Genomic DNA, 22948 nt, shown 5'->3' with positions numbered 1-22948 from the left:
CCCTGTTATTTCCTGCAGTACAGATCCTGCCATATTCAATACGGGTATTGATGGCAGCAATGGCTACAGTATCAACAGCCCCAAAATGCCGCTTGGCAGCCTGGATGCACATTGGTCCATTGCATCGGCCTTGGGCGATATCACCACATCAGCAGCCGCTGCTGCCTTGAGCTACGCTCCGGGCCCGGTGGCACGCCCGGGCGCTGGCAATGGTGCCTGGGTGCAGTCGCCCTTTGGCAATGCCCAATGGATTGGCGTGCAATACGGCAGAAGTTATTACGTCTACCAATACCAGTTCACACTCGACCCGGCAGTCGATCCAGACAGTTTCAATCTGAGTTTGAGTCTGTATGTGGATAACCAGGTCAAACGCATTTTAGTGAATGACGCGGTATTTGATTACACGAACAATGGCACGCGTTTAGGCGTCGGTGGATTTGGTACCGGCGGCAATGTGCCAGTGGTACTCAATAACGGTTTCAAGACCGGTGCCAACACGATCTATGTCGTCGTCGGCAACCAGGGCGACCCTTCCGGCCTGCTGGTGCAGTCCAGCGGCACGGCTTCGTGCTCGCCGCCGCTTTCGGTGGCCAAGCAGGCGGTCAACAACGACGGCAGCGCCTACACCGGCCTCGCCAGCGCCAATGCCCCGGTGCTCTACGACATCACGGTCACCAATGCCAGCATGCGCGACGCCAGTGGCACCCGCCTGCGAGATACGCTGCCCGATGGTCTGCAGACAGCGGCCAGCAGCTGGAGCTGCAGCCGCCCCACCGGCAGCGCAGCCGTCTGCCCCACGCCGGCCACCGGCAGCTTTCCGCTCGATACCGTGTTGCCGACGCTGCCCGCTGGCAGCGCCCTGGTATTCCGCGTGCAATCGCGCTTCAGCAGCCCGCTGCCCACAGGGGCCACGGTTATCACCAATACGGCCACCATTGAGCCGCCTGCCACCAGCACCCTCAGCTGCGATGCCCGCGATGGCTTTCCCACGCCCTGCAGCGCCTCGGCATCGGTGGCTACCAGCCCCCTGCTCAGCGTGACCAAGACGGTGGATGCAACCGGCCCGCTCTACGCCGGGCAAACCGCCAGCTACACCGTCACCGTCAAGAACGAAGGCGCGGCCGAGCTGACTGGCGTGGCCCTGTCGGACACCTTACCCGCCGGCTTTGCCTCGGCCACCTGGAGCTGCCAGTCGCCGGTCGGCAGCCTCGCAGTCTGCCCCCAAGCCAGCGGCAGCCTGGCCGCAGGCGATGTGCTGAGCCAGACCATTGCCAGCTTGCGCGCCAAGGCCAGTCTGGTCTACACCGTGGTCGCCACGGTGGACAGCATCACTACCCGCATGGACCAGGTCCGCAACACCGCCAGCGTGACGGACAGCAATGCCGAATGGCTGTGCTACAACCCGGCCAACGCGCAGACCCAGGACAAGCCCTGCACCGCTTCGGCTGCGGTGGATCTGTGGCCCACTCCCTTGCTGCAACTGAGCAAGACGGCGCAGGCCAGTGCTGCGGTCTATGCCGGCCAGCCGCTGAACTACACCATCACCGCCCACAATGCCGGCCATGTGCCTGTCACCCAGGCCCGTATCACCGACCTGCTGCCCGCCGGCCTGGACAACGCCAGCTGGACCTGTACCAGCAGTGGCGCCGCCGCCTGCGTACCCGCCAGCGGCACCGGCGCGGTGGATGTGACGGTCGTATCGCTCGCCGCTGGTGACAGCGTGACGATCCAGCTGGCCACCACCGTCGGCGCTCAGCCCCCTGCCAGCCTGGTCAACACGGCCTCTTTGGCGGTGGGCGAAGCCAATGCGCAATGCACCGGCAACACCGCGCAGCCTTGCATGGCCTCCGCCACCGTGGCCACCACCAACCCGCCTGTGCCGCCTCCACCCCCGCCCCCGCCTCCACCCCCGCCTGTGCCCGGCAGCGTGGAGCCTGTGCCCAGCCTGCAGCAATGGAGCCTGGTACTGCTGACCTTGCTGACCGCCGGCATTGGGGCCTGGCGCATGCGTTCGCGCGGTCAGCGCATCGGTTAAGCGCCTGACCAATGCTCGGGGTGCGCAGGCGCAGCGCCCCTGGGTCATCTGCCCCTCCCTACTGCCAGACGCCCTGCAGCGCAGTCCGCCCCGACTCAGGCATGTTGACACAAATTGCCACAGATCGACAAACCGGCTCCAAACTGCCATGCCAGGATGCGCCCATGAATGATGACCACGCACCCCGCAAGGCAGCGCCCGCCCTGCCCGCTGCCCACTGGTTCAAGCGCAGCCGCCATGTGCGCATACGGCCCACGCCGGCCCGGCTGCGGGTGCTGGAGGCCATCGTCCAGCTGGGCCGCTCTCGCGTCAAATGTGCTGATATCTCCTCCCACCTCGCCCAAAGCGGCGCCCCCCTGCCAGCGGCCACCATCTACTGCGTGGCCAAGGAGATGGCCCAGGCCGGCCTGCTGATGCGCGACCGCGAAGATGGCGGTTTGACGGTCTACAGCCTGGCGGCTGGCGTATAAAAACTCGCTGACTGGATCACTGCCCGGCACCTGCCGCTGCAGTGCCCAGGCGCCAGCCCGGCGCCATCTTCTGGATCGATGAGACCAGCAGCTCGATCAGCGCCAGGGTGGCCGCCGAGGGCTGGCGGTTGGGCGCGCGCACCACATAGAGCGCATCGCCCACGCCCTTGACGCCAAAGCCATCCAGCACCTGCACCAGGCTGCGCTGGGCGATGGCCTCCCGCACGGCATAGTAGGGCAGCAGCACCACGCCCAGGTCGGCCATCGCGGCGTTGAACAGAAACTGGTAGTCGCCCGACTGGATCGACGGCATGCTCTGCACCTGCTCATGCAGGCCATCGCTGTGCCGCCAGAACTCCAGCCGGTGGTGGATGTTGAGGGGCGCCAGCAGCCGGGCGTGCTTGATGTCCTGCGGGGTTTGCAGCGCCAGGCCCAGAGTCTGCAGATAGGCCGGGGTGGCAAACAGCCCCCATTCGATGCCGCAGACGCGGGTGGCCACATGGTCTTCCAGCGGTGCCGAGGTGATGTGGATCGCCAGGTCTACCTTGGAGGCCACCAGGTCATGGATCTGGTCGTTGATGACGAGGCGCAGCAGCAGATCGGGATGCGCCTGGCAAAAGTCCAGGATCAGCGGTTTGAGGTGGAAATGCCCCAAACCGGTGGGAATGCGCACGCGGATCTCGCCACTGATGGTCTGGTGGATCTGGTCGATCTGCAGCTGGGCGCTTTGCAGCGCATTGAGGGCCAGCAGGCATTGGCCATGCAGGATGCGGCCGGCCTGGGTCAGCTCCATATGCCGGGTGGTACGGCGCAGCAGCTGCGCGCCAAACTGCTTTTCCAGCAGCGCCAGCCGGCGCGACACATTCGAACGCGTGACGCCCGAGCGCTGGGCCGCATCGCTCAGGTTGCGCGACTCGGCAATCGCCACAAACAAACGCACCAGGTTCAGGTCCATGGCCGGCATCCCCTTTTGATTGTTGATTTTGAATCACCACTGATGGCTGTGCTTTGGCAGTTCCCAAAGCGGCTTCGCGTTTTTAACATGGGTCTCACAACAAACGTCCGGGCGGGTGTCGCCTAGCCCGGGCCATGCAAGGAGACAATACGTGACGCCAGAGTCAACACTGGGGTTTACCCCGCTCGCCGGTTTCAAGGTCCTGGATTTGAGCCAGGGCGTGGCCGGCCCCTACTGCGCCCAGCTGCTCGCCCACCAGGGTGCCGAGGTCATCAAGGTCGAGCCCGCCCAGGGCGACTGGGGCCGCCATGTGGGCGTAGCCCGCAATGGCCACAGCACCTTGTCCAGCACCTACAACGCCGGCAAGCAAAGCCTGGCGGTCGATGCCAAGCAGCCCGAGGGCAAGGCGCTGATCCTGCAGCTGGCGCGTGATGCCGATGTGGTGGTACAGAACTTTCGCCCGCAGGTGGTGGAGCGCCTGGGCCTGGACTTTGCCACGCTTCAGGCGCTGGGGCTGGAGCCGGTCTATGTGTCGATCAGCGGCTATGGCGCGGACGGCCCTTTTGCCGACAACCCGGCGACTGACTCGGTGATGCAGGCCGACACCGGGCTGATGAACAGCAACCGCGATGCGCAGGGCGCACCGCAGCGCATCGGCTTCTTGCTGGCCGACATTGCCACCGGCGTGTATGCCGCGCAGGCCTGCACCGCCGCGCTGCTGCAGCGCATGAAGACCGGCAAGGGCCAGCATGTGGAGCTGAACCTGTTCAATGTCTGCTGCGCGCTGCAATCGACCGCGCTGTCGGAAGAGGTGCTGGGCGGCCAGACCGTCAAGGCGGCCGTCAGCGCGCCCAATGGCATCTTTGATGCGGCCGATGGCCGTTTGACGATTCTGGCGCTGAACAACGAGCAGTTTCTGCGCATTGGCAAGGCGCTGGACCTGACCGGCTGGGACAGCGACCCACGCTTTGCCAGCAATGCACTGCGGCTGCAGCACAAGGCCGTGCTGCATGCCGACCTGGCCCGCGCCGTCGCAGGTCGCACGCTGGCCGAGTTGCGCGCACTGTTCAACCAGCACAGCGTGCTGCATGCGGTGGTACATAACGCAGCCGATGTGGTGCAGCACCCGCAGGCCCGGCACCTGGCCACCTTCAAGACCCTGCAGCAGCCCGATTTTGGCGAGGTGCTGATGGCCGCCACGCCCTGGCCGGCAAAGCCCGATGCACCGCTGCCCGCACCGCGCATTGGTGCCGACAGCCTGCAGATTCTGCGCAGCCTGGGCCTGGCACCGGGCGAGATCGACGCACTGGCGGCCCGCCAGGTCGTGGGCCTGTGAAAGGAGCTGTGCCATGAAAGCCATTGTCTGCCGCAGCTTCGGCCTGCCCCGCGATGTGACCGCCGTCCAAACCACCGAGCCCCCCACCGCCTTGGCCCCTGACGAGGTGCTGATCGACGTGCGCCATGCCACCGTCAGCCACGCGACCGGCCTGCTGATCGAGGGCAAGTACCAAAAGACCCCGCCGCTGCCCTTTGTGCCCGGCACCGAAGGCGTGGGCCGGGTGCTGCAATGCGGCAGCGCCGTGGCCCATGTCCAGGTAGGCGACCCGGTCGTGTTCATCTGCGACTGGGGCGCCTATGCGCAGCAGGCCAAGGTGCATGCCAGCACCGTGTATGCCGTACCCGCGGGGCTGGACCCGCTGCGCGCGCTGGCGCTGCCGATCTCTTACGGCACGGCCTACACCGCCCTGCACTGGCGCGCGGCGCTGCAGGCGGGCGACAGCCTGCTGGTGCTGGGTGCCGGCTCGGGCGTGGGTGCGGCGGCTGTCGAGCTGGCCGCCCAGGTCCCCGGCGTGCAGGTGATTGCATGCGCCAGCAGCGAAGAAAAGCGCCAGGCGGCCTTGCGCCGTGGCGCGCAGCATGCGGTCGACCCGCAGCACCTGATCGAGCAGGTCAAGGCGGTGACCGGGGGCAAAGGCGCCACCCTGGTGTTTGACCCGGTGGGCGGCGACCTGCTGCTGCAGGCGCAGCGCTGCACCGCGCAGAACGGGCGCATCGTCATCATCGGTTTTGCCAGCGGCACGATCCCCAAGGTGCCGATGAATATCGCGCTGGTCAAGAACCTGACGATCCACGGCTTCTTCTATGGCCAGTACATCGGCTGGACGCCCGCCAACGAGCGCCAGCGCCATGCCGCCGCCATGCAGGCCATGATGGCCGCGCTGTTTGAGATGGCCCACCGCGACGCCATCCATCCCGACATCTCGCGGGTGTACGCCATGGACCAGCTCTGCGATGCGCTGGATGCGCTGCACAGCCGCGAGGTGCTGGGCAAGGTCGCGCTACAAATACAAGGAGACAAGACATGACACAACGCCACGCACCGCAGCGCCGCCAGGCCCTGCAATCGCTGCTGCATACCGGCCTGGGCCTGGCCCTGCTGGGCAGCGGCCTGCCTGCTGCCAACGCGGCATCGGCGGCCGACTACCCGGCCTCGACCATCCGCATGGTGATCCCCTACCCGCCCGGCGGCCCCACTGACCTGGTCGGCCGCCTCGTCGCCATCTCGATGAGCGAGAGCCTGAAGCAGACCATCTTCATCGACAACAAGCCCGGTGCCAGCGGCATGGTGGGCGCGGCCCAGGTCGCCAAGGCCCAGCCCGATGGCTATACCCTGCTGGCCAATGCCTCGCTGCAGGTGATCAACCCCTCGGTCTACGACAAGGTGCCGTATGACTCCTTCAACGACTTTGCACCGATCACGCAGATCGTCGATGTGCCGCTGGTGCTGGTGGTCAACAGCGAGCTGCCGGTGTCGAACGTGCAAGAGCTGGTGGCCTACCTGAAAAAGAGCAAGGGCACGGTCAATTTTGGCTCGGCCGGCAATGCCTCGTCGCAGCACCTGTCGGGCGAGCTGTTCAAGCTCAAGACCGGCATCGCCATGCAGCATGTGCCCTACAAGGGCAGCTCGCCGGCACTCACCGATCTGATGGGCGGCCAGATCCAGCTGATGTTTGACTCGATGCCCTCGGCCATGCCCTTTATCACCTCGGGCAAGCTCAAGGCGTTGGCCGTGACCACCGCCAAGCGCTCCAGCTCGCTACCGCAGATTCCGACCATGCAGGAATCGGGCATTGCCGACTACGCCACCAGCACCTGGTATGGCCTCTGGGCGCCCAAGAACACGCCGCCCGAGATCGTCGGAAAACTGGCCCAGGCCGCGCAGCAGGCCTTGCGCAAGCCCGAGGTGGCCGCGCAGTACCAGCGCATGGGCGCCGAACCCGTCGGGTCGAGCCCGCAGGAGTTTCTGGCCTATATGCGCAGCGAAGAAAAGAAATGGGCCGAGATTGTGAAACGCTCGGGCGCGCGGGCGGATTAACCCACGGCGCGCAAGGCGATCACCGGCTTGCGCACCCACAGCACCGCCGCTGCCGCCACCAGGCAGGCAGCGCCTGCGACAAACAACGCGGGTGAATAGGACGACAGCACCGAGCGCGCCAGACCTGCGCCATAGGCGGCCACTGCGGCACCGAGCTGGTGGGCGGCAAACACCCAGCCAAACACCAGCGCTGCGCGCTCGGGCCCGAACTCGCTGGCCACCAGCTTGACGGTGGGCGGCACGGTCGCAATCCAGTCCAGCCCATAGAACACCGCAAACAGCGACAGGCCGGCCACGGTGAACTCGGAGTACGGCAGCCAGAACAGCGACAGCCCGCGCAGGCCGTAGTACCAGAACAGCAGCTTGCGGCTGTCATAGCGGTCCGACAGATAGCCCGACAAGGTCGTGCCCACCAGGTCAAAAATGCCCATCATCGCCAGCACCGATGCCGCTGGCACCGGGCCCAGGCCATAGTCACCGCAGAGCGAGACAAAGTGGGTCTGGATCAGCCCATTGGTGCTGAGCCCGCAGATGAAAAAGGTGCCCGCCAAAATCCAGAAGGCGGGCACGCGCGAGGCAGCGGCCAAGGTGCTGAAGGGCAGGCCCCAGCTGGCGCGGGGTGCAGGCGCGGCGGGCGCTGCAGCAGGGTCAGCGCCATAAGGGGCCAGCTGCATCTGGGCCGGGCTGTCGCGCATGAACAGCAGCACCAGCACCAGCACCACGGCCGATGCCGCCACCACCGGCAGCAGCGCCCAGCGCCAGCCGTACTGCGCAATCAGCCAGGCAGCAGCTGGCAAGAACAGCAGCTGGCCGGTGGCACTGCTGCCCGCCAGCAAACCCATGACCAGGCCCTTGCGCTGTACAAACCAGCGGTTGGCCACCGTGGCACCCAGCACCATCGCAGTCAGGCCCGTGCCCATGCCCAGCACAATGCCCCAGAGCACAAAGGCCTGGCCCAGGTTGTGCATGAACAGGCCCAGCAGCAAGGCACTGGCAATCACCGCCGCAGCCAGCGCCACCACACGCGATACGCCATAGCGCAGCAAAATGACGGCTGCAAAGGGCCCCAGCAGGCCATACAGCGCAAAGCGGGTGGCGAACACCGAGGACAGATCACGCACGCTCCAGCCAAACTCGACGGCCAGCGGCTGCATCAGCACCCCCGGCAAGCCCAGCGCCGCCGAGGTGACCAGCATGGCCAGGAAGGTGATGGCGGCAATCACCCAGGCGTAATGGATGCCATGGCGCTGGAGCAGCACGGCGAGTCGGGAAGCGAGCATGTTATTTGGATGTTATCGGCGGAGGAGCTACAATGATAGCGATCACAATCAAAAACTGTCAAGCACAGGTTCAAGCAGGGTATTTGCGATGAAAGTCACCAAGGAACAAGCGCAACAGAACCGCCAGGCACTGCTGGATGCCGCCGCTGCGCTGTTCAAGGAACGCGGCATTGATGGCACGGGCGTGGCCGATATCTGCCAGCAGGCGGGTCTGACGCAGGGCGCCTTGTACAAGCATTTCAGCGACAAGCAGGACCTGGCCGCCCAGGCGCTGGCCTATGGGTTTGAGCAAGGCTTTGGCCGGGTCAAGCAGGCCAGTGAAAAGAGCGAGCATGCGATGGCCACCTTCCTGGACAGCTACCTCAACCCCCAGGTGCGCGATGACATGACACGGGGCTGCCCGCTGGTCTCCACCGCCTGCGATGCCGGCCGCCAGAGCGAGGCCGTGAGCCGCAGCTTCAGCGACGGCTTTGCCGAGCTGCGCGCCGGCATCGAGGCGGCCTTGCCGCCCAGCGCCGACCCTCAGCAGCGCCAGGCCTTGGCCAGCACCCTGGTGGCAGCCCTGGTGGGCGCGATGGCCATCTCGCGCGGCGTCGTCAAGTCCGATCCGGCACTCGCCGACGAGGTGCTGCAGCAGGTACGCGCGGTGGTGGAAGGGCTCAGCGCCAAGCCCTGATTGCCGTCTCGCCAACAACACAAGGCCGCCAACCTGGACCCGGGTTGGCGGCCTTCTTCATGGCAGGTAGCTGGGGCTCAACACCTCAGCGGCAGCGCCCCCATCAGGACTGCAGGTACACCACATGGCTATGGGTGTACTCATACAGCCCATGCTTGCCATCGGCACCCCCGACACCCGACTTGCGCACGCCGGCATGGAAGCCTTGCATGGCCTCGAAGTTCTCGCGGTTGATGTAGGTCTCGCCAAAGTCGATCTCGCGCATCGCCTGCATGGCCTTGGACAGGTCGCGGGTGTAGAGCGAGGACGTGAGGCCGTATTCGCAGTCGTTGGCCAGCGCAATCGCCTCGTCCAGGTCCTCGACCACCTGGATCGGCAGCACCGGGCCAAAGATTTCCTTGCGCATGATCTCCATATCGGCGCGGCAGTCGGCCAGCACCGTGGGCTGGTAGTGGAAGCCGGCACCCAGATCGGCCACCTGGCCACCGGTCACCAGCTGCGCGCCATCGGCCAGCGCACGGCGCACCTTGGCGTCCACGCTGTCCAGACCCTTCTGGTTGATCAGCGGGCCCATCTCCACATCGCTCTGCGCAATCGGGTCGCCATAGCGGGTGGCGGCCATCGCTTTGGCAATACGCGCGGTGAACTCATCGGCCACCTGGCGCTGCACATAGACGCGCTCAGCACAGTTACAGACCTGGCCGGTGTTGATGATGCGCGAATCACGGATGGCCTTGACGGCCAGGTCCAGATCGGCATCGGCCAGCACAATCGCGGGGGCCTTGCCACCCAGCTCCAGGTTGAGCTTGGTGATGTGCGGCGCTGCCGCTGCAGCAATGCGCTCGCCGGTGCCCACGCTGCCGGTAAAGCTGATCATGTCCACCCCGGCATGGGCCGACAGTGCACCACCGGTGCCGCCCTGGCCATAGACCACGTTGAACACGCCGGGCGGCAGCTCGCACTGGGCCAGCAGCTCGGTGAAGGCATGGCAGTTGATGGGGGTCTCTTCGCTGGGCTTGATGACGATGGTGTTGCCGGTGAGCAGCGCTGGCGCCATCTTGCGTGCGATCAGGAAGAAGGGGAAGTTCCAGGGCAGGATGCCGGCCACCACGCCCATTGGCTTGCGCAGCAGAAAGATCTGCTCGTTGGCCCGGTCGCTGCTGATGACCTCGCCCTCAATGCGGCGCGCCCATTCGGCCATGTAGTCCAGGTAGTCGGCCGTGAAGTTCACCTCCACCTCGGCCAGGCCCAGCACCTTGCCCTGCTCCTCGGTAATGGTGCGCGCAATGCGCGCGACGTTCTCGCGCAGGCGGGCGGCAATGCGGCGCAGGTACTGCGCACGCTCAATCGCGGGGCGGCGCGCCCAGGCCTTTTGCGCGCCGCGCGCCGCAGCAATCGCGCGGTCCACATCAGCCTGGGTTGCCAGCGGTGACTGCGCCAGCAGCGCGCCGGTGGCAGGGTTGCGGACCTCGTGCAGCTCGGCGCTGTCCGTGAAAGCACCGGCAATGTAGTTGCGCAAAACAGGGATGGTGGGCATGGGGTCGTCCTCAGTAGGTGGTAGAGACAATGGCCGGCTGGCTGGGCGCCCGGTAGCGCGCTAGGTTGGCCACGGCGGCCTGGCGCATCAGGCTGATATCGATGGCCACCGCCACAAAGCGGCAGCCCCATTCGGTGTAGCGGCGCGCATCTTCTTCCCGCGGCGCCAGAATGCCGCAGGCCTTGCCATGGGCCAAGGTGGTCTCGATGGTGCGGCGTATGCAGTCCTGCACCTCGGGCTGGCTGGCATCACCCGCATGGCCCATGCCGGTCGAGAGGTCTGCCGGGCCGATAAAGACGGCATCGACACCGTCGACCGCGGCAATCTCGGCGGCATTCTCAACGCCCAGGCGCGACTCGATCTGCACCACGAGGCAGAGCTGCTCATGCGCGGTGCGGATGTAGTCGGGCACCGCATCCCAGCGCGTGGCCCGGGTCAGCCCGCCACCCACGCCCCGGATGCCATGCGGCGGGTAGCGCATGGCCTGCACCAGCGCGCGGGCCTGCTCGGCCGTCTCCACCATCGGTACCATCAGGGTCTGCACGCCGGCATCCAGCAGCTGCTTCATCAGCACCGCATCGCCATGCACGGCACGCACCACCGGGTGTGTGGCATAGGGCGCCACCGCCTGCAGTTGCGCCAGCAGGGTCGGCACGGTATTGGGCGCATGCTCGCCATCCACCAGCATCCAGTCATAGCCGGTGGTGGCGATGATCTCGGCCGCATAAGGCGTGGCAAAGCCGGCCCAGATACCGTAGAGCGGCTCGCTGCGGCGCAGCGCGGCCTTGAAGGGGTTCAATGGCAAATCCATAGGATGTCTCCTGGCTGGCCCGTCGGCGCGGGCCCATCAATGGCTGATCAATGGCTGATCAATGGGTATAGGGGCGGTGCAGTTCGCAGACGGGGTTCAGCTCCACGCCAAAGCCGGGCTTGTCCAGTGCCGACAGGCGCATGCGGCCCTGCACCGGCACCGGTTCGCCCAGCAGCTGCGGGTGGAACATCGGCACCACCTCGTCGGCCTTGGGCGCCATCATCAAAAATTCGGCAAAGGGGCTGTTGTGGCGCGTGGCCACAAAGTGGTAGCTGTAGACGCTGGAGCCATGCGGAATCACCAGCGCCTGGTGCGCATCGGCCAGCGCCGAGATCTTGAGCAGCTCGGTGATGCCACCGCACCAACCCACATCGGGCTGGATGATGTCGCAGCAGCCCATCTCCAGCAGCTGGCGAAAGCCCCAGCGCGTGGCCTCATGCTCGCCGGTGGTCACCAGCATGCCGGTGGGCACGTTCTTCTTGAGGGCCGCATAGCCCCAGTAGTCATCGGGCGGCAGTGCTTCTTCGATCCACTTCAGGCAATACTCCTTCGCGCCCTGGGCCAGGCGGGTGGCGTAGTTCAGGTCCAGGCTCATCCAGCAGTCCAGCATCAGCCAGAAGTCCGGGCCCACCCTCTCGCGCATCGTGGCCAACTCCTCCAGGTTGCGGCGCAGGCCTTCCTCGCCTTCGGCCGGCCCATGGTGCAGGGGCATCTTGCCGCCGATAAAGCCCATCTTCTGCGCCAGATCAGGGCGCGCACCGGTGGCGTAGAACTGCAGCTCATCGCGCACCGCACCGCCCAGCAGCTGGTGCACCGGCTCGCCGCGCACCTTGCCCAGCAAATCCCACAGCGCCAGGTCCACGCCGGAGATGGTGTTGATCACGATGCCCTTGCGGCCGTAGTACAGGGTGGACCAGTACATCTGGTCCCAGATGCGTTCGATGTCGGTAACCTTGGCGCCTTCCAGAAAGCGCGCTAGGTGCTTCTCGACAATATAGGCTGCGGGCTCGCCTCCGGTGGTGACGGCAAAGCCGACGTTGCCAGCGCTGTCTTCGATTTCCACGACCAGGGTGCCCAGCACATTGATGCCGAAGCTGCGGCGGCTCTGGCGGTACTCGGGGTACTTGGCCATCGGCGTGGCGATGTGGTCGTCGATCCAGTGGCCATCGGCCTGGTCGTGGTAGTCGGCACCGCCCCCTTGGAGGGTATAGGCGCGCACTTGCTTGATAGTGGGGATCTGGCTCATGGTGGTGTTTGCTCCTTATGCAATTTAGGCAGCGGCCTGGGGCTGCAGCGCAGCGGGCGCCATGCGGGCGCGGATGCCCAGCACCAGCAGCGCTGCCAGTACCGTTGTGCCTGCCAGCAGGTACAGGCCTGCGGCGGGTGAGTGGAAATGGCCTTCGGCCCAGTTCTTGACGATGGGGGCAACAAAGCCGCCGACAGCGCCCAGCGAATTGATCAGCGCAATGCCACCTGCTGCAGCAGCGCCGGCCAGCGTGTTGGCAGGAAAGGTCCAGAACACCGGCTGCACCGCGATGAAACCAGCCGCCGCAAAGCACAGGGCTGCGACGCCCAGCAGCGGGCTGGAAAAGCTCACCGATGCGGCCATGCCGATGGCGGCAACGAGCAAGGTCATGCTGGCCACGCTGCGGGGCTTTTGGCTGCGCTGGGCAAAGCCGGGTACCCACCAGGCCGCCAGCAGCGCGCACAGCCAGGGAATGGCTGATACCAAACCGACCATCAGACCCACCTTGGTGCCCAACAGACCTGCCACCTGGCTGGGCAGGTAGAACACCACGCCGTAGACGCTGGCCTGGATCAGCAGATAGACCAGCGCCAGATAGAGCACGCGTGGCTGGCACATGGCAGCGAGCAGGCTGTGCTGGTGGCCGCCCTTGGCACGCTCTTCGCTGTCGATGATCTCCTGCACCTGGCGGCGCTCGTCGGCGGTCAGCCACTGGGCATCGGCCGGGCGGTTGGTCAGGTAGAAATAGGCCCAGATACCAACGGCCACAGCCATCAGCCCTTCGACCGCAAACATCCACTGCCATCCGTGCCAGCCACCCATGCCATCGAGCTCCAGCAGCAGGCCCGACAAGGGGCTGCCAAAGATGAAGGCCAGCGGCGCGCCGAAGTAGAAAAAACCCATGGCCTGCGCCCGGTGCGCAGCGGGGAACCAGTAGGTGAGGTACAGGATGACGCCGGGGAAAAAGCCCGCTTCGGCCACGCCCAGCAGGAAGCGCAGCACATAGAAGGTGGTCTCGTTATGGGCAAACATCATCGCCGCAGACACGAGGCCCCAGGTGACCATGATGCGGCACATCCAGATGCGTGCGCCGATGCGGTGCATGATCAGATTGCTGGGCACCTCCAGCAGCGCATAACCGACAAAGAACACGCCGGCGCCAAACGCAAAGGCGGCATCGCTGATGCCGGTATCGGCCTGGAAAGCCACCTTGGCAAAGCCCACATTGGCCCGGTCCAGAAAGGCCATGATGTACATCAGCAGCAGGAAGGGCAGCAGGCGCCAGGAGATCTTGGCGAGCAAGGGAGCGGGGAGTTTTTTCACGACAAATCCTTAAAGACAATGCGCGGCCCGCACGCCTGCTAAAGAGCAGGCGCTGCAGGAGCGAGAAAGGAGAAGCTGGCGTAGCGGTTGCTGCGCCGGTGGGGCGCGGCTTGCGCTAGCGCCGTCGTGAGGCGGGGGGTCTGAAAAAAGTGTGCGCGAAGGCGTTCATGTTTGTCTCCTGGAAGGGATATTCGTTCTTGTGTGGAGCTGAATGTACGCGCATGATTGATGCCTAACAAATCAAATTTCAGTCATATCCGATACCTTTTATTTATGTCTGCAAAACCCGCTTTATCGGCCACGCCACCGCTGCAACGCAGCCTGCTCAACCGCCTGCGCTACAAGCATCTGCACATGTTGGTGGCGCTGGGGTCGAGCCTGAATCTGCACCGCGCATCGATCAGCCTGTCGATGTCGCAACCCGCTGCCACGCGCATGCTGCGCGAGATCGAAGACATGTTTGGCTGCCAGCTGTTTGAGCGCCTGCCACGCGGCATGCGCCCTACCGCGCTGGGCTTGCAGCTGGTGCGCTTTGCCGAGGCCTCGCTCAACAGCCTGGACCGCTGCGCCGAAGACCTGGCGGTGCGCCGCCAGGGCGGTTATGGCTACCTGGCGATTGGCACCATCATGGGCGCGGCGCCCGACCTGGTGATGACGGCCGTGGCCGAGATGAAGGCGCAGAACCCGCAGCTGCGCCTGCGCATCATGGGCGACACCAGCGACCAGGTGCTGCGCCTGCTGGACCAGCGCCGCATTGACCTGGCCATTGCGCGCCGCCGCATTGCCGGCGACAGCGAAGCCTATGACTTCGAGGCGCTGGGCAATGAGCGCCTGCTGGTGGTGGTGCGCAGCGGCCATGTGCTGGCGCGGCGCCGCAAGCTGAGCTGGGAAGAATTGGTGCGCGACTGGCCCTGGATACTGCAGCCCGCCAGCACCCCCGCGCGCATCGCGCTGGACCAGCTGCTGCAGCAGCTGGAGCTGCCGGTGCCTGCCGACGTCACCGAGTGCAGCTCCGTCTATTCGATGCAGCAACTGGTGCAGCTGACCGATGCCGTCATGCTGCTGTCCGACTCGGCCTTGAAGGACTATTTGCGCATGGGCCTGGTGAAGACCTTGCCGGTGCAGATCGATGTGCCGATGGCCCCGTTTGGCATGCTGACGCGCAAGGACCAGGAGGCCTCTCAGGAGCAGCAGAACTTTATGGATCTGCTGCGCGAGCAGGCCAGGCGCATGGTGGTTTGAGGCCTTAGCGGGATCAGGCCAGATCCAGCGTTTTGAGCATCGCGGCCAGGGCCTCGCGGTCTGCCCCCTGCAGGGTGTGCAAGGGCAGCGGCAGGCAGGGCGAGCGGGCCAGGCCCATCAGCTCGGCCGCAGTCGCGGCCGAGCGCAGACTGCCGCCCTTTTGCTGGAACCAGGACCACAGCGGCGCAAGACGGTTGGACAGTTCCAGCGCCTGCTCCGCATGGCCTGCCAGCGCAGCGCGGGTGATGGCCAAGGTGGTCTGGGGCCAGAGGCCACCGATGACCGAATACCAGGCATCGCAACCCGCCACCAGGCCCTTGGCGCCCAAGGCGTCGCCACTGACGCCGATGCTGACATGGGCGGGCACGACAGCGCGCAGGCGCTGCACGCGCGCTTGGGCCTCGGCCGCATCGGCCGGCACGCCGGGGATCTTGATCGAGGCGATATGGGGCAGCTGCGCAATGCGGCCATGCAGCGCATCGCTGAATTCAAAGCGCGTGGTGCCGGGATTGTCGTACACGACGATGGGCACCGACACCGCACGCGACACCGCCTGGAAGAGGCCATAGACCTCGTCGTCGGACAGTTTTTGGTACGAGACGGGGGCCAGCAACAGGCCGCTGGCACCGGCCTTTTGCGCGTCTTCAGCCAAGGCCAGCACATCACGTGTGCGCAGCGCGCCAATGCCCACGACCACCGGCACGCCCTGGGCCTGCTCCACCGCCAGCGCCGCCACCTGGGCCCGCTCGGCACGCGAGAGATAGGCATAGCTGCCGGTGGAACCCAGCGCACCGATGGAATCCACACCAGCCGCCACCAGGCGCTGCACCAGCTGCGCAAATGCCGGCATATCGATGCCGTGCTCATCCATGGGGGTCAGCGGAAACGCACTCAAACCTTTGAACATTCTGGGTCCCTGTCAGAACAGCTGCCGCACCCGGGCTGGGTCGCGGCCAAGCCCGGATTGTGCGGCTCCGGCTTCTGGTTAAAAATAGCCAGTTTTCAACAAAATCACTGGTCCAGTTGCCCACGATGCCAGCCCCACTGCCCAAACCATCCAGCAGCCGCAGCCTGTACCGCGACATCCGCGCGCGCATTGGCGATGGCAGCTACGCGGCCGGCACCGCCCTGCCCTCGACCCGGGCGCTGGCCGCTGAGCGGGGACTGTCGCGCGGCACCGTGAGCCTGGTCTATGAGCAACTGGCCTCGGACGGCTTTGTCGACACCCGGCCCGGGGCGGCCACGCGTGTGGCCGCAGGGGCTGCTGACCGCATCCGCGCCCAGGGCCGGGGTGCCGAGGCCTCCGAGCCCCAGCGCACGCAGCCCGATAGCGGCCGCCTGTCCGCCTTTGCCCAGCGGCTGCAGGCCATGCCGCTGCGCCCGGCTGCGCCCGATCCAGCCGGGGTGATCGACTTTGTCTACGGGCCGCTGGCGGGCCGCGACTTCCCCACCCTGCCCTGGCTCAAGGCCTTGCGCCGGGCCGAAGGCCAGCGCAGCCAGCGGCTGGAGTACGCATCGCCGCTGGGTGCGCCCGAACTGCGCCAGGCGCTGCAGCAGCACCTGCACCAGACGCGCGGCCTGGCCTGCACGACCGAGCAGATCCTGGTCGTCAACGGCTCGCAGCATGCGCTGGATCTCTGCGCCCGGCTGCTGCTCAACCCGGGCGACCCGGTGGTCGTGGAGAACCCCGGCTACCGCATGGCGCACCAGGTGTTTGAGGCCTATGGCGCGCAGTTGCTCTGCGCCGATGTGGATGACGATGGCCTGCAGACCGCGCAACTGGCCGCGCTGACCGCGCAGGCGCCCGCCAAGCTGGCCTATGTGACGCCGGGCCACCAGTTTCCGCTGGGCGGCTACCTGCCGATGGCCCGCAGGCATGCGCTGCTCGACTGGGCCCATGCGCAGCGCTGCTGGGTGATCGAGGATGACTACGACAGCGACTACCGCTACGGCGTGCGGCCCGAGCCCAGCCTCCTGTCACTGGACAGCGCGGACTGCGTGATCCACGTGGGCACCTTCTCCAAAACCTTGTCGCCGCAGCTGCGCCTGGGCTATATGGTGCTGCCCCCGGCGCTGGCCAGCCTGTTTGCCCAGGCCAAGCTGCTGACCGACCGCCATACCGCCACCGGCCCCCAGCGCGCGCTGGCCCAGCTGATCGACGACGGCAGCTATGCCCGCCATGTGCGGCGCATGCGGCGCAAACAACATGCGCGCCAGCAGGCCTTGCTGCAGGCGCTGGGGCGGCATCTGGGCACCCAGGTGCGCATCCAGGGTGCCGCCAGCGGCCTGCATCTGTCGGTATGGTTCCCTGGTCTGGCCGCCAGCCAGGAGGCGCAGCTGGTGCAAGCGGCAGCGCAGCGCGGCGTGCGCGTCTACCCGATCAGCCCGCTGTACCGGCAGCCTGCCGGGCACGCCCAAGCCGGCGTGGTGATGGGCTATGCGCTGCTGGATCTGCCCGAGATTGAGCGGGGCGTGCAGCGCCTGGCCGAGGCGCTGCAAAGCCTGCGCTGATCAGGCATCCCACTGCAGGCAGCGCATGCTGATGGTGCCCGACTGAAAGCCCTCGAACACCTGGCGCGCCGGGCCACTGCCATGGGCGGCGCCCAAGGCGTAGAGCAAGGGCCAGTAGTGGTCGGGCGTGGGCACGGCCATCCTGGCCGAGGCATGCAGCTGCTGGTAGGCCACCAGCGCTTCCTGGTTGCCCGCCAGCAAGGCCTGCTTGGCCGCTTCGTCAAACTGCTGGGCCCAGTCGCGGGCGGCCATCAACCCTTCGGGCGCGCCGCGCACCGTCGCCCGCAGGTTGTGCACGATATTGCCGCTGCCGATGATCAGCACGCCCTGCGCACGCAAGGCAGCCAGCTCCCTGCCCACCGCATAGTGGTAAGGGCCGGGCTGGTTGTAGTCGATCGAGACCTGGAACACCGGCACGTCAGCTTGGGGATAGAGGTGGTGCAGAACCGTCCAGGTGCCGTGGTCCAGCCCCCATTGGTCCGTCAGCTGCGCCTGGCCGCTGCGCACCAGCGCGGCCGCCTTGGCCGCAAGCGCCGGGTGGCCGGCTGCCGGGTACTGCATCGCATGCAGCTCGGCCGGAAAGCCCGAGAAATCGTGGATCGTGGCGGGCTTGTCGTTCACCGTCACCCCCGTGCTGCCGCGCGTAAGCCAGTGGGCTGACACCACCAGGATGGCGCTGGGCCTGGGCAGGCTGCTGCCCCAGCTTTGCAGGTGCTGGGTAAAGGGATTGGCGCTGATGGCATTCATCGGGCTGCCATGGCCGATGAACAGCACCGGCATGTTGCGCGGCTGCTGTTGGCTGCGGGCCAGCGCTTCGCCCATCGGCAGCAGCGCAGCCATCACCGCAGACAGACTGCCAGACATAACCAGGGAGCGACGTGACAACATAGCGGCGAATACCAAAAAACAAAGGGCCGCTGTCTGAGGCGGCCCCGGGGCACAAGTTCCGCCGCAACCCACAAGAAAAATGCAGTGCTTGCCAATAGGCATGCACTGCATGGACTTGGATCGTCAGGCTGTCAACGGATCAGATACTGGCGTTGTCGATCACAAAGCGGTAGGCCACATCGCCGCGCAGCATGCGCTCATAGGCGCCGTTGATGTCCTCGGCCTTGATCAGCTCGATGTCCGCCACAATCCCATGCTCGGCGCAGAAGTCGAGCATCTCCTGCGTCTCGGGGATACCACCGATCAATGAACCGGCCAGGCTACGCCGCTTCATGATCAGACCAAACACACCAGGCGATGGGTGCGGGGTCGAAGGCGCGCCCACCAGGGTCATCGTGCCATCGCGCTTGAGCAAGTTGAAGAACGGGTCCAGGTCATGCGGAGCCGCGACAGTGTTCAGGATGAAGTCCAGGCTTTGCGCATGGGCGGCCATCTCATCGGCATTGCGCGAGACCACCACTTCGGCGGCGCCCAGCGCCTTGGCCGCATCGCGCTTGGATTCGGACGTGGTGAAGGCCACCACATGCGCGCCCATCGCGTGCGCCAGCTTGATGCCCATATGGCCCAGGCCGCCAATGCCCACCACGCCCACCTTGTGGCCCGGCCCCACGCGCCAGTGGCGCAGTGGCGAATAGGTGGTGATGCCGGCGCACAGCAGCGGCGCCACGGCGGCCAGCTGTTCGGGTGGATGGCTGACCCGCAGCACATAGCGCTGGTGCACCACAATGCTTTGCGAATAGCCGCCCAGGGTATGGCCCGGCGCATCGGCGGTAGGCCCGTTGTAGGTACCGACCATGTGGTTGCAGTAGTTCTCCAGCCCCATGCCGCAATCCACGCAGTGCTGGCAACTGTCGACGATGCAGCCAACCCCGACCAGATCGCCCGGCTTGAACTCGGTGACGTCAGCGCCCACGGCCGCCACCTCGCCGACAATCTCATGCCCCGGCACACAGGGGTAGAGCGTGCCGGCCCATTCGGATCGCACCTGGTGGATGTCGGAATGGCAGACACCGCAGTAGGCAATGCGGATCTGCACATCCTGGGCGCCTGGCGTGCGGCGCTCGATGTTCAGGGCTTCAAGAGGTTGGTCACCCGCGTGGGCGCCATAGGCTTTGACAGTCATGTTGAAGGTCCTATTCCGTTCGTGGAGATCACCGCAGGGCGCAGGCTGGGCAGCATCCGCTGGCAGATGCACGTGGCCAGCCGCTGCGCAGGAGCATCGGCAACGGCGCCGGCATCGCGGCGCGTTCATCTTACGCCGCTGGTATGCAGATCTGAACAGGTGCTGGCCACCGCATCCGAACAGCTTGATCCACCCCAAAGAAAGCCATCGCCCTTTTTTCCACATGGTTATTTGAGAATAGTTCTCATTTGCGAATATGATCGACCCCAAGGTTCAGCGATTGCCGCAGTTCCTTGTTTCATCGTGGGGCGACCTACTGGGTTTTCACTCCAGTGGTCGTTTTTGCTAGCCAGCGGTTCTCCATGTAGCCAGGCATTTTTTTCCACGTCGGAACTTAGTCCTTTCTTGGCGCTATCAGCCAACGGCCCACCGCTGCGGATGGCTCAGTCTGTGCACCGACGGCAAGCATGCATGTAGCACGGCACCCTCTCAGATTGTCTGTCTCGCAGAGCCTTTCGCGGCGCAGGGACCGTCGGGTCACTCCATGCGCAGAACCGCAGCTCGCTTGAGGGTTGAACAGGCCGCATGTGACCAGGCTGCATGCGCCGATACATCCTCATTCATCTTGAGACGCAGACCATACGGCTCCCCCGCCATTGCTTGACCTGATGCGTTCGTGCAAGCCTTGATGGCAAGGCCATCATTATTTATAGCGGCAGCAGGCCAAATAAAAACCTTCCCCGAGCCTGCGCCCATCCCTCAACTCCTCTGGCGTCAAATTTCTCTCTCGCTCATCCAAAAGCGCATCGCTGTTATTGGCAAGCCCTGTCAAATGGGCTGCATAATCCCACGCATAACTTGTTACACGGCTGGCAGGAGCGGTCAGCAGAAGCAGCCGTATCTTGTTTGGTGATGCCATCTACACACCACACTGGCGCCGAGACTTCTAGTGAGCGCGAAGAGCGCCTGGCCCGGTGCCACGCCTCATCCATTGGAAGGAACATGTTCAACGCATAGTTGGTGTCCGCCCATACACCGGCGTCGGACGTCACGCCTGCATCACTGGTTGTTCGTCCCAGCACCAGCTAACACCAATTGACTTAGCGTGGCCTATTCCAACCAGGCAGGCATTGGTGCTTATTTCGCCGCAACCCAAGAGCAGCAAAGCTTGGCCCTGACAGCAGCCCCGACCGCCAACCCCAGCACGCCCGAGCCAGTCCCCGCACTGGGCGCCTGGGCAGCAATGCTGCTCTCAGCCTTGCTGGCTGGGGACATGGCCGTGCTAGAGCTGCGCAGCAAGGGCCGCAAGACGCCCCTAGATCACCCACAGCACTTCCAGCTGCTGCCTGGCCTGCGCCACCTCCAGCGTCACCTCATCCCCCTCAGCCTTGCCCAGCAACGCCTTGCCCAAGGGCGCTTGGCTGCTGATGACCTGGATGGTTTCCGCCTCGATGACCAGCTTCATATTTCCCCCTTCAGGGCCGAGAAAGATCTGCTGCTGTTTCTCGTCCGCATCCAGCAAGCAGGCCAGCGCGCCCAGCTGTATGCCCCTGCTGGCGCTGTAGGGCTGCGGGCAAAAAAGCCGCCAATGGACCAACGCCTGGCGAATGGCCTCGGCGCGACGTGCCTGGCCCGTCGCCAGATAGGCTGCTTCCAGGCCCAAGGTGTCGTACTTGTTTTCGGCAATGTTTTCCTCATGCGTCGCCGCTTCATGCGCAGCACTCACCGCCTGCTCGACCTGCAACAGGTCCGCAGCAAGCCGCTCCAGCACCTGCTGCTGCAACCAGGATTTATCCACCATGAGAAATCGGCCTTTTGAAAGGTTGGGGAGACTGATGAGGAATGGGCCCCGCCAGCTTGCGTTTCAGTGACATGCACAGCACCAGGGCCTGAGCTTGAGGCTGGCAATCGATCAGCCACGCAACGCATTGATAAACGACACGACCTGAAGGCCCAGGTAACGCCAGCCTGTCTCCAGGTGCTGCAAGAGATGCATTCCTGACGTCCCGGCAATGCGTGAGATCCAGGGCTGAATCTGGGTTCAACCAGGCAATCGGCGCCAGCTTTGCTAGCAGGACCGCACACAGCAATGCCCAATAGCGCCAATAAAAAAGCCGCACAGCATCAAAAATGATAGCTGTGCAGCCAATGAATCTGGTAGGGCGTGAGGGACTTGAACCCGCGACCAAAGGATTATGAGTCCTCTGCTCTAACCAACTGAGCTAACGCCCCGGCACCACCACTTGCCGGGATGCCCGGCGAGTGAAGCTTTGCATTCTAGCGTTTATTTCGGATGGCTCAGTGCGTTGGAGACGAGCTTTGAGGTGATTCCAACGATCTGGATCATCTTCTCGTAGGGCATGCGTTTGGGGCCGATGACGCCCAAGGTGCCGACCACTTTGCCATTGACCTGGTAGGGGGTGCTGACGACGGACAGCTCCTCGACGGACAGCAGCTGGCTCTCGCCACCGATGTAGATTTGCACGCCTTCGGCGCGGTTGGAGTTCTCCAGCAGGTGCAGTATCTGGGTCTTTTGCTCGAACAGGTCAAAGGCCCGGCGCAGGTTGGTCATGTCGTTGCTGAAATCGCTGACGGCCAGCAGATTGCGCTCGCCGGCAATCACCAGCTCATGCGGGGCTTCTTCGGCGTCTTCATCCACATTTACGGCGGCCAGCATCAGCGCGGCAATCTCGTCGCGCAGGCTGTCCACTTCCTTGCGCAGCAGCTGGCGCACCTGCTCCATCGCCAGGCCGGCGTAGTGGGCGTTGAGGTAGTTGGCCGTCTCGATCAGTTGGCTTTGGGAATAGTCGGACTCGGTGAAGATCACACGGTTCTGCACATCGCCCTCGGGCGAGACCAGGATCAGCAAGATGCGCTTTTCCGACAGGCGCAAGAACTCGATATGGCGGAACGATGAGCTTTTGCGCGGTGCCTGCACCACTCCGACAAACTGCGACAGCTCCGACAGCACGCCTGCCGCACTGGAGATGACCTTTTGCGGCTGCTCCGGCGCAATCTCGGCTGACACGACCTGGTCCGGGTCCACCGTCAGCATGGTGTCGACAAACAGGCGGTAGCCCTTGGCGGTGGGGATGCGGCCGGCGGAGGTATAGGGGCTGGCAATCAGACCCAGACCTTCGAGGTCGGCCATCACATTGCGGATGGTGGCTGGCGAAAAATCGAGCCCCGGCGCCTGCGTGAGCGCGCGGGAGCCCACCGGATGGCCATCCGCTATATAGCGTTCCACCAAGGTTTTGAGCAGCAGCCGGGCGCGGTCATCAAGCATGGGCGCATTTTATCCGTGTCCTTGGGGTCTGATGGTGCGCCTGGCATGGATCAAGGGTAATGCGGGAGGCCGATGCCTTGTCAGATACCGCCGCCGGATGGTGCTGCGCCGCTGTGGATTTCTATGCCC

At 65.1% G+C, this 22948-nt stretch carries 19 protein-coding genes and 1 tRNA gene; 8 read left to right on the top strand and 12 right to left on the bottom strand.

Annotation, left to right across the window (positions count from 1 at the left end; all coding sequences use genetic code 11):
- Positions 1–85 precede the first annotated feature (85 nt).
- The gene (locus LPW39_RS01505) at positions 86–2035 is read left to right on the top strand and encodes an IPTL-CTERM sorting domain-containing protein (protein ID WP_230770705.1); all 1950 of its coding nucleotides are present in this window, start codon (positions 86–88) and stop codon (positions 2033–2035) included.
- A 164-nt stretch (positions 2036–2199) separates the two neighbouring features.
- Positions 2200–2505, top strand: a complete 306-nt coding sequence (locus tag LPW39_RS01500) for a transcriptional repressor (protein ID WP_230770703.1) — start codon at positions 2200–2202, stop codon at positions 2503–2505.
- Positions 2506–2521: 16 nt separating this feature from the next.
- Here the strand turns inward: LPW39_RS01500 and LPW39_RS01495 are convergent, their stop codons facing one another.
- Positions 2522–3460 (bottom strand): LysR family transcriptional regulator, encoded by a 939-nt coding sequence (locus LPW39_RS01495; protein WP_230770701.1) that lies wholly within the window; start codon positions 3458–3460, stop codon positions 2522–2524.
- A gap of 151 nt (positions 3461–3611) precedes the next feature.
- On the opposite strand from LPW39_RS01495, the gene LPW39_RS01490 reads away from it, so the two are divergent.
- The 3 genes from LPW39_RS01490 to LPW39_RS01480 are packed head-to-tail and all read left to right on the top strand — an operon-like array spanning position 3612 to position 6836.
- Positions 3612–4796 carry a CaiB/BaiF CoA transferase family protein gene (locus LPW39_RS01490; protein WP_230770700.1) on the top strand — a complete coding sequence of 395 codons (1185 nt, stop codon included), beginning with the start codon at positions 3612–3614 and terminating at the stop codon, positions 4794–4796.
- Between the two features lie 13 nt (positions 4797–4809).
- Entirely contained in the window at positions 4810–5826 is a 1017-nt protein-coding gene (locus LPW39_RS01485; protein ID WP_230770698.1) for an NADPH:quinone oxidoreductase family protein, read from the top strand.
- Positions 5823–6836 carry a Bug family tripartite tricarboxylate transporter substrate binding protein gene (locus LPW39_RS01480; protein WP_230770697.1) on the top strand — a complete coding sequence of 338 codons (1014 nt, stop codon included), beginning with the start codon at positions 5823–5825 and terminating at the stop codon, positions 6834–6836. The genes LPW39_RS01485 and LPW39_RS01480 overlap by 4 nt, the downstream gene beginning before the upstream one ends.
- Here the strand turns inward: LPW39_RS01480 and LPW39_RS01475 are convergent.
- On the bottom strand, positions 6833–8116 hold the full coding sequence (locus tag LPW39_RS01475) for an MFS transporter (protein WP_230770695.1): 1284 nt from the start codon (positions 8114–8116) through the stop codon (positions 6833–6835). The genes LPW39_RS01480 and LPW39_RS01475 overlap by 4 nt on opposite strands.
- An 88-nt stretch (positions 8117–8204) precedes the next feature.
- On the opposite strand from LPW39_RS01475, the gene LPW39_RS01470 reads away from it, so the two are divergent.
- Entirely contained in the window at positions 8205–8792 is a 588-nt protein-coding gene (locus LPW39_RS01470; protein ID WP_230770693.1) for a TetR/AcrR family transcriptional regulator, read from the top strand.
- A 103-nt stretch (positions 8793–8895) separates the two neighbouring features.
- Here the strand turns inward: LPW39_RS01470 and aldA are convergent, their stop codons facing one another.
- The 4 genes from aldA to LPW39_RS01450 are packed head-to-tail and all read right to left on the bottom strand — an operon-like array spanning position 8896 to position 13709.
- Complete coding sequence (gene aldA, locus LPW39_RS01465; RefSeq protein WP_230770692.1) at positions 8896–10329, bottom strand: aldehyde dehydrogenase; 1434 nt, start codon at positions 10327–10329, stop codon at positions 8896–8898.
- 10 nt (positions 10330–10339) lie between these two features.
- Positions 10340–11140, bottom strand: a complete 801-nt coding sequence (locus LPW39_RS01460) for an HpcH/HpaI aldolase family protein (RefSeq protein ID WP_230770690.1) — start codon at positions 11138–11140, stop codon at positions 10340–10342.
- 58 nt (positions 11141–11198) lie between these two features.
- On the bottom strand, positions 11199–12386 hold the full coding sequence (gene rhmD, locus LPW39_RS01455) for an L-rhamnonate dehydratase (protein WP_230770688.1): 1188 nt from the start codon (positions 12384–12386) through the stop codon (positions 11199–11201).
- 24 nt (positions 12387–12410) lie between these two features.
- On the bottom strand, positions 12411–13709 hold the full coding sequence (locus LPW39_RS01450; RefSeq protein WP_230770686.1) for an MFS transporter: 1299 nt from the start codon (positions 13707–13709) through the stop codon (positions 12411–12413).
- 273 nt (positions 13710–13982) lie between these two features.
- Between LPW39_RS01450 and LPW39_RS01445 the strand changes: the two genes are divergently transcribed.
- Complete coding sequence (locus LPW39_RS01445; protein ID WP_230770684.1) at positions 13983–14951, top strand: LysR family transcriptional regulator; 969 nt, start codon at positions 13983–13985, stop codon at positions 14949–14951.
- A 13-nt stretch (positions 14952–14964) separates the two neighbouring features.
- Here LPW39_RS01445 and LPW39_RS01440 read toward each other — a convergent pair whose 3' ends face one another.
- Complete coding sequence (locus tag LPW39_RS01440; RefSeq protein ID WP_230770682.1) at positions 14965–15858, bottom strand: dihydrodipicolinate synthase family protein; 894 nt, start codon at positions 15856–15858, stop codon at positions 14965–14967.
- 125 nt (positions 15859–15983) lie between these two features.
- Here LPW39_RS01440 and pdxR point away from each other — a divergent pair, with 125 nt between their 5' ends.
- Positions 15984–17462, top strand: a complete 1479-nt coding sequence (gene pdxR, locus LPW39_RS01435; protein ID WP_230770680.1) for a MocR-like pyridoxine biosynthesis transcription factor PdxR — start codon at positions 15984–15986, stop codon at positions 17460–17462.
- Here pdxR and ygiD read toward each other — a convergent pair whose 3' ends face one another.
- The 5 genes from ygiD to hrcA all read right to left on the bottom strand — a co-directional run bounded on the left by ygiD (position 17463) and on the right by hrcA (position 22819).
- Positions 17463–18326: a 4,5-DOPA-extradiol-dioxygenase gene (ygiD, locus tag LPW39_RS01430; protein WP_230770678.1), complete on the bottom strand. Its 864-nt coding sequence runs from the start codon at positions 18324–18326 to the stop codon at positions 17463–17465.
- Between the two features lie 163 nt (positions 18327–18489).
- Positions 18490–19533 (bottom strand): NAD(P)-dependent alcohol dehydrogenase, encoded by a 1044-nt coding sequence (locus LPW39_RS01425; RefSeq protein WP_230770676.1) that lies wholly within the window; start codon positions 19531–19533, stop codon positions 18490–18492.
- Between the two features lie 1315 nt (positions 19534–20848).
- A complete protein-coding gene (locus LPW39_RS01420) occupies positions 20849–21331 on the bottom strand; it encodes a GreA/GreB family elongation factor (RefSeq protein ID WP_230770786.1) in 483 nt (160 codons plus the stop codon).
- A 357-nt stretch (positions 21332–21688) separates the two neighbouring features.
- Positions 21689–21765: transfer RNA gene (locus LPW39_RS01415), tRNA-Ile, on the bottom strand.
- A gap of 52 nt (positions 21766–21817) precedes the next feature.
- A complete protein-coding gene (gene hrcA / locus LPW39_RS01410) occupies positions 21818–22819 on the bottom strand; it encodes a heat-inducible transcriptional repressor HrcA (RefSeq protein WP_230770674.1) in 1002 nt (333 codons plus the stop codon).
- Positions 22820–22948: the final 129 nt, after the last annotated feature.

The organism is Comamonas koreensis, assembly GCF_021026195.1.
GTDB lineage: Bacteria > Pseudomonadota > Gammaproteobacteria > Burkholderiales > Burkholderiaceae_C > Comamonas > Comamonas koreensis.
Note: the sequence above shows the minus strand (reverse complement) of the source record. Positions and strands in the feature narration are given on the sequence as shown.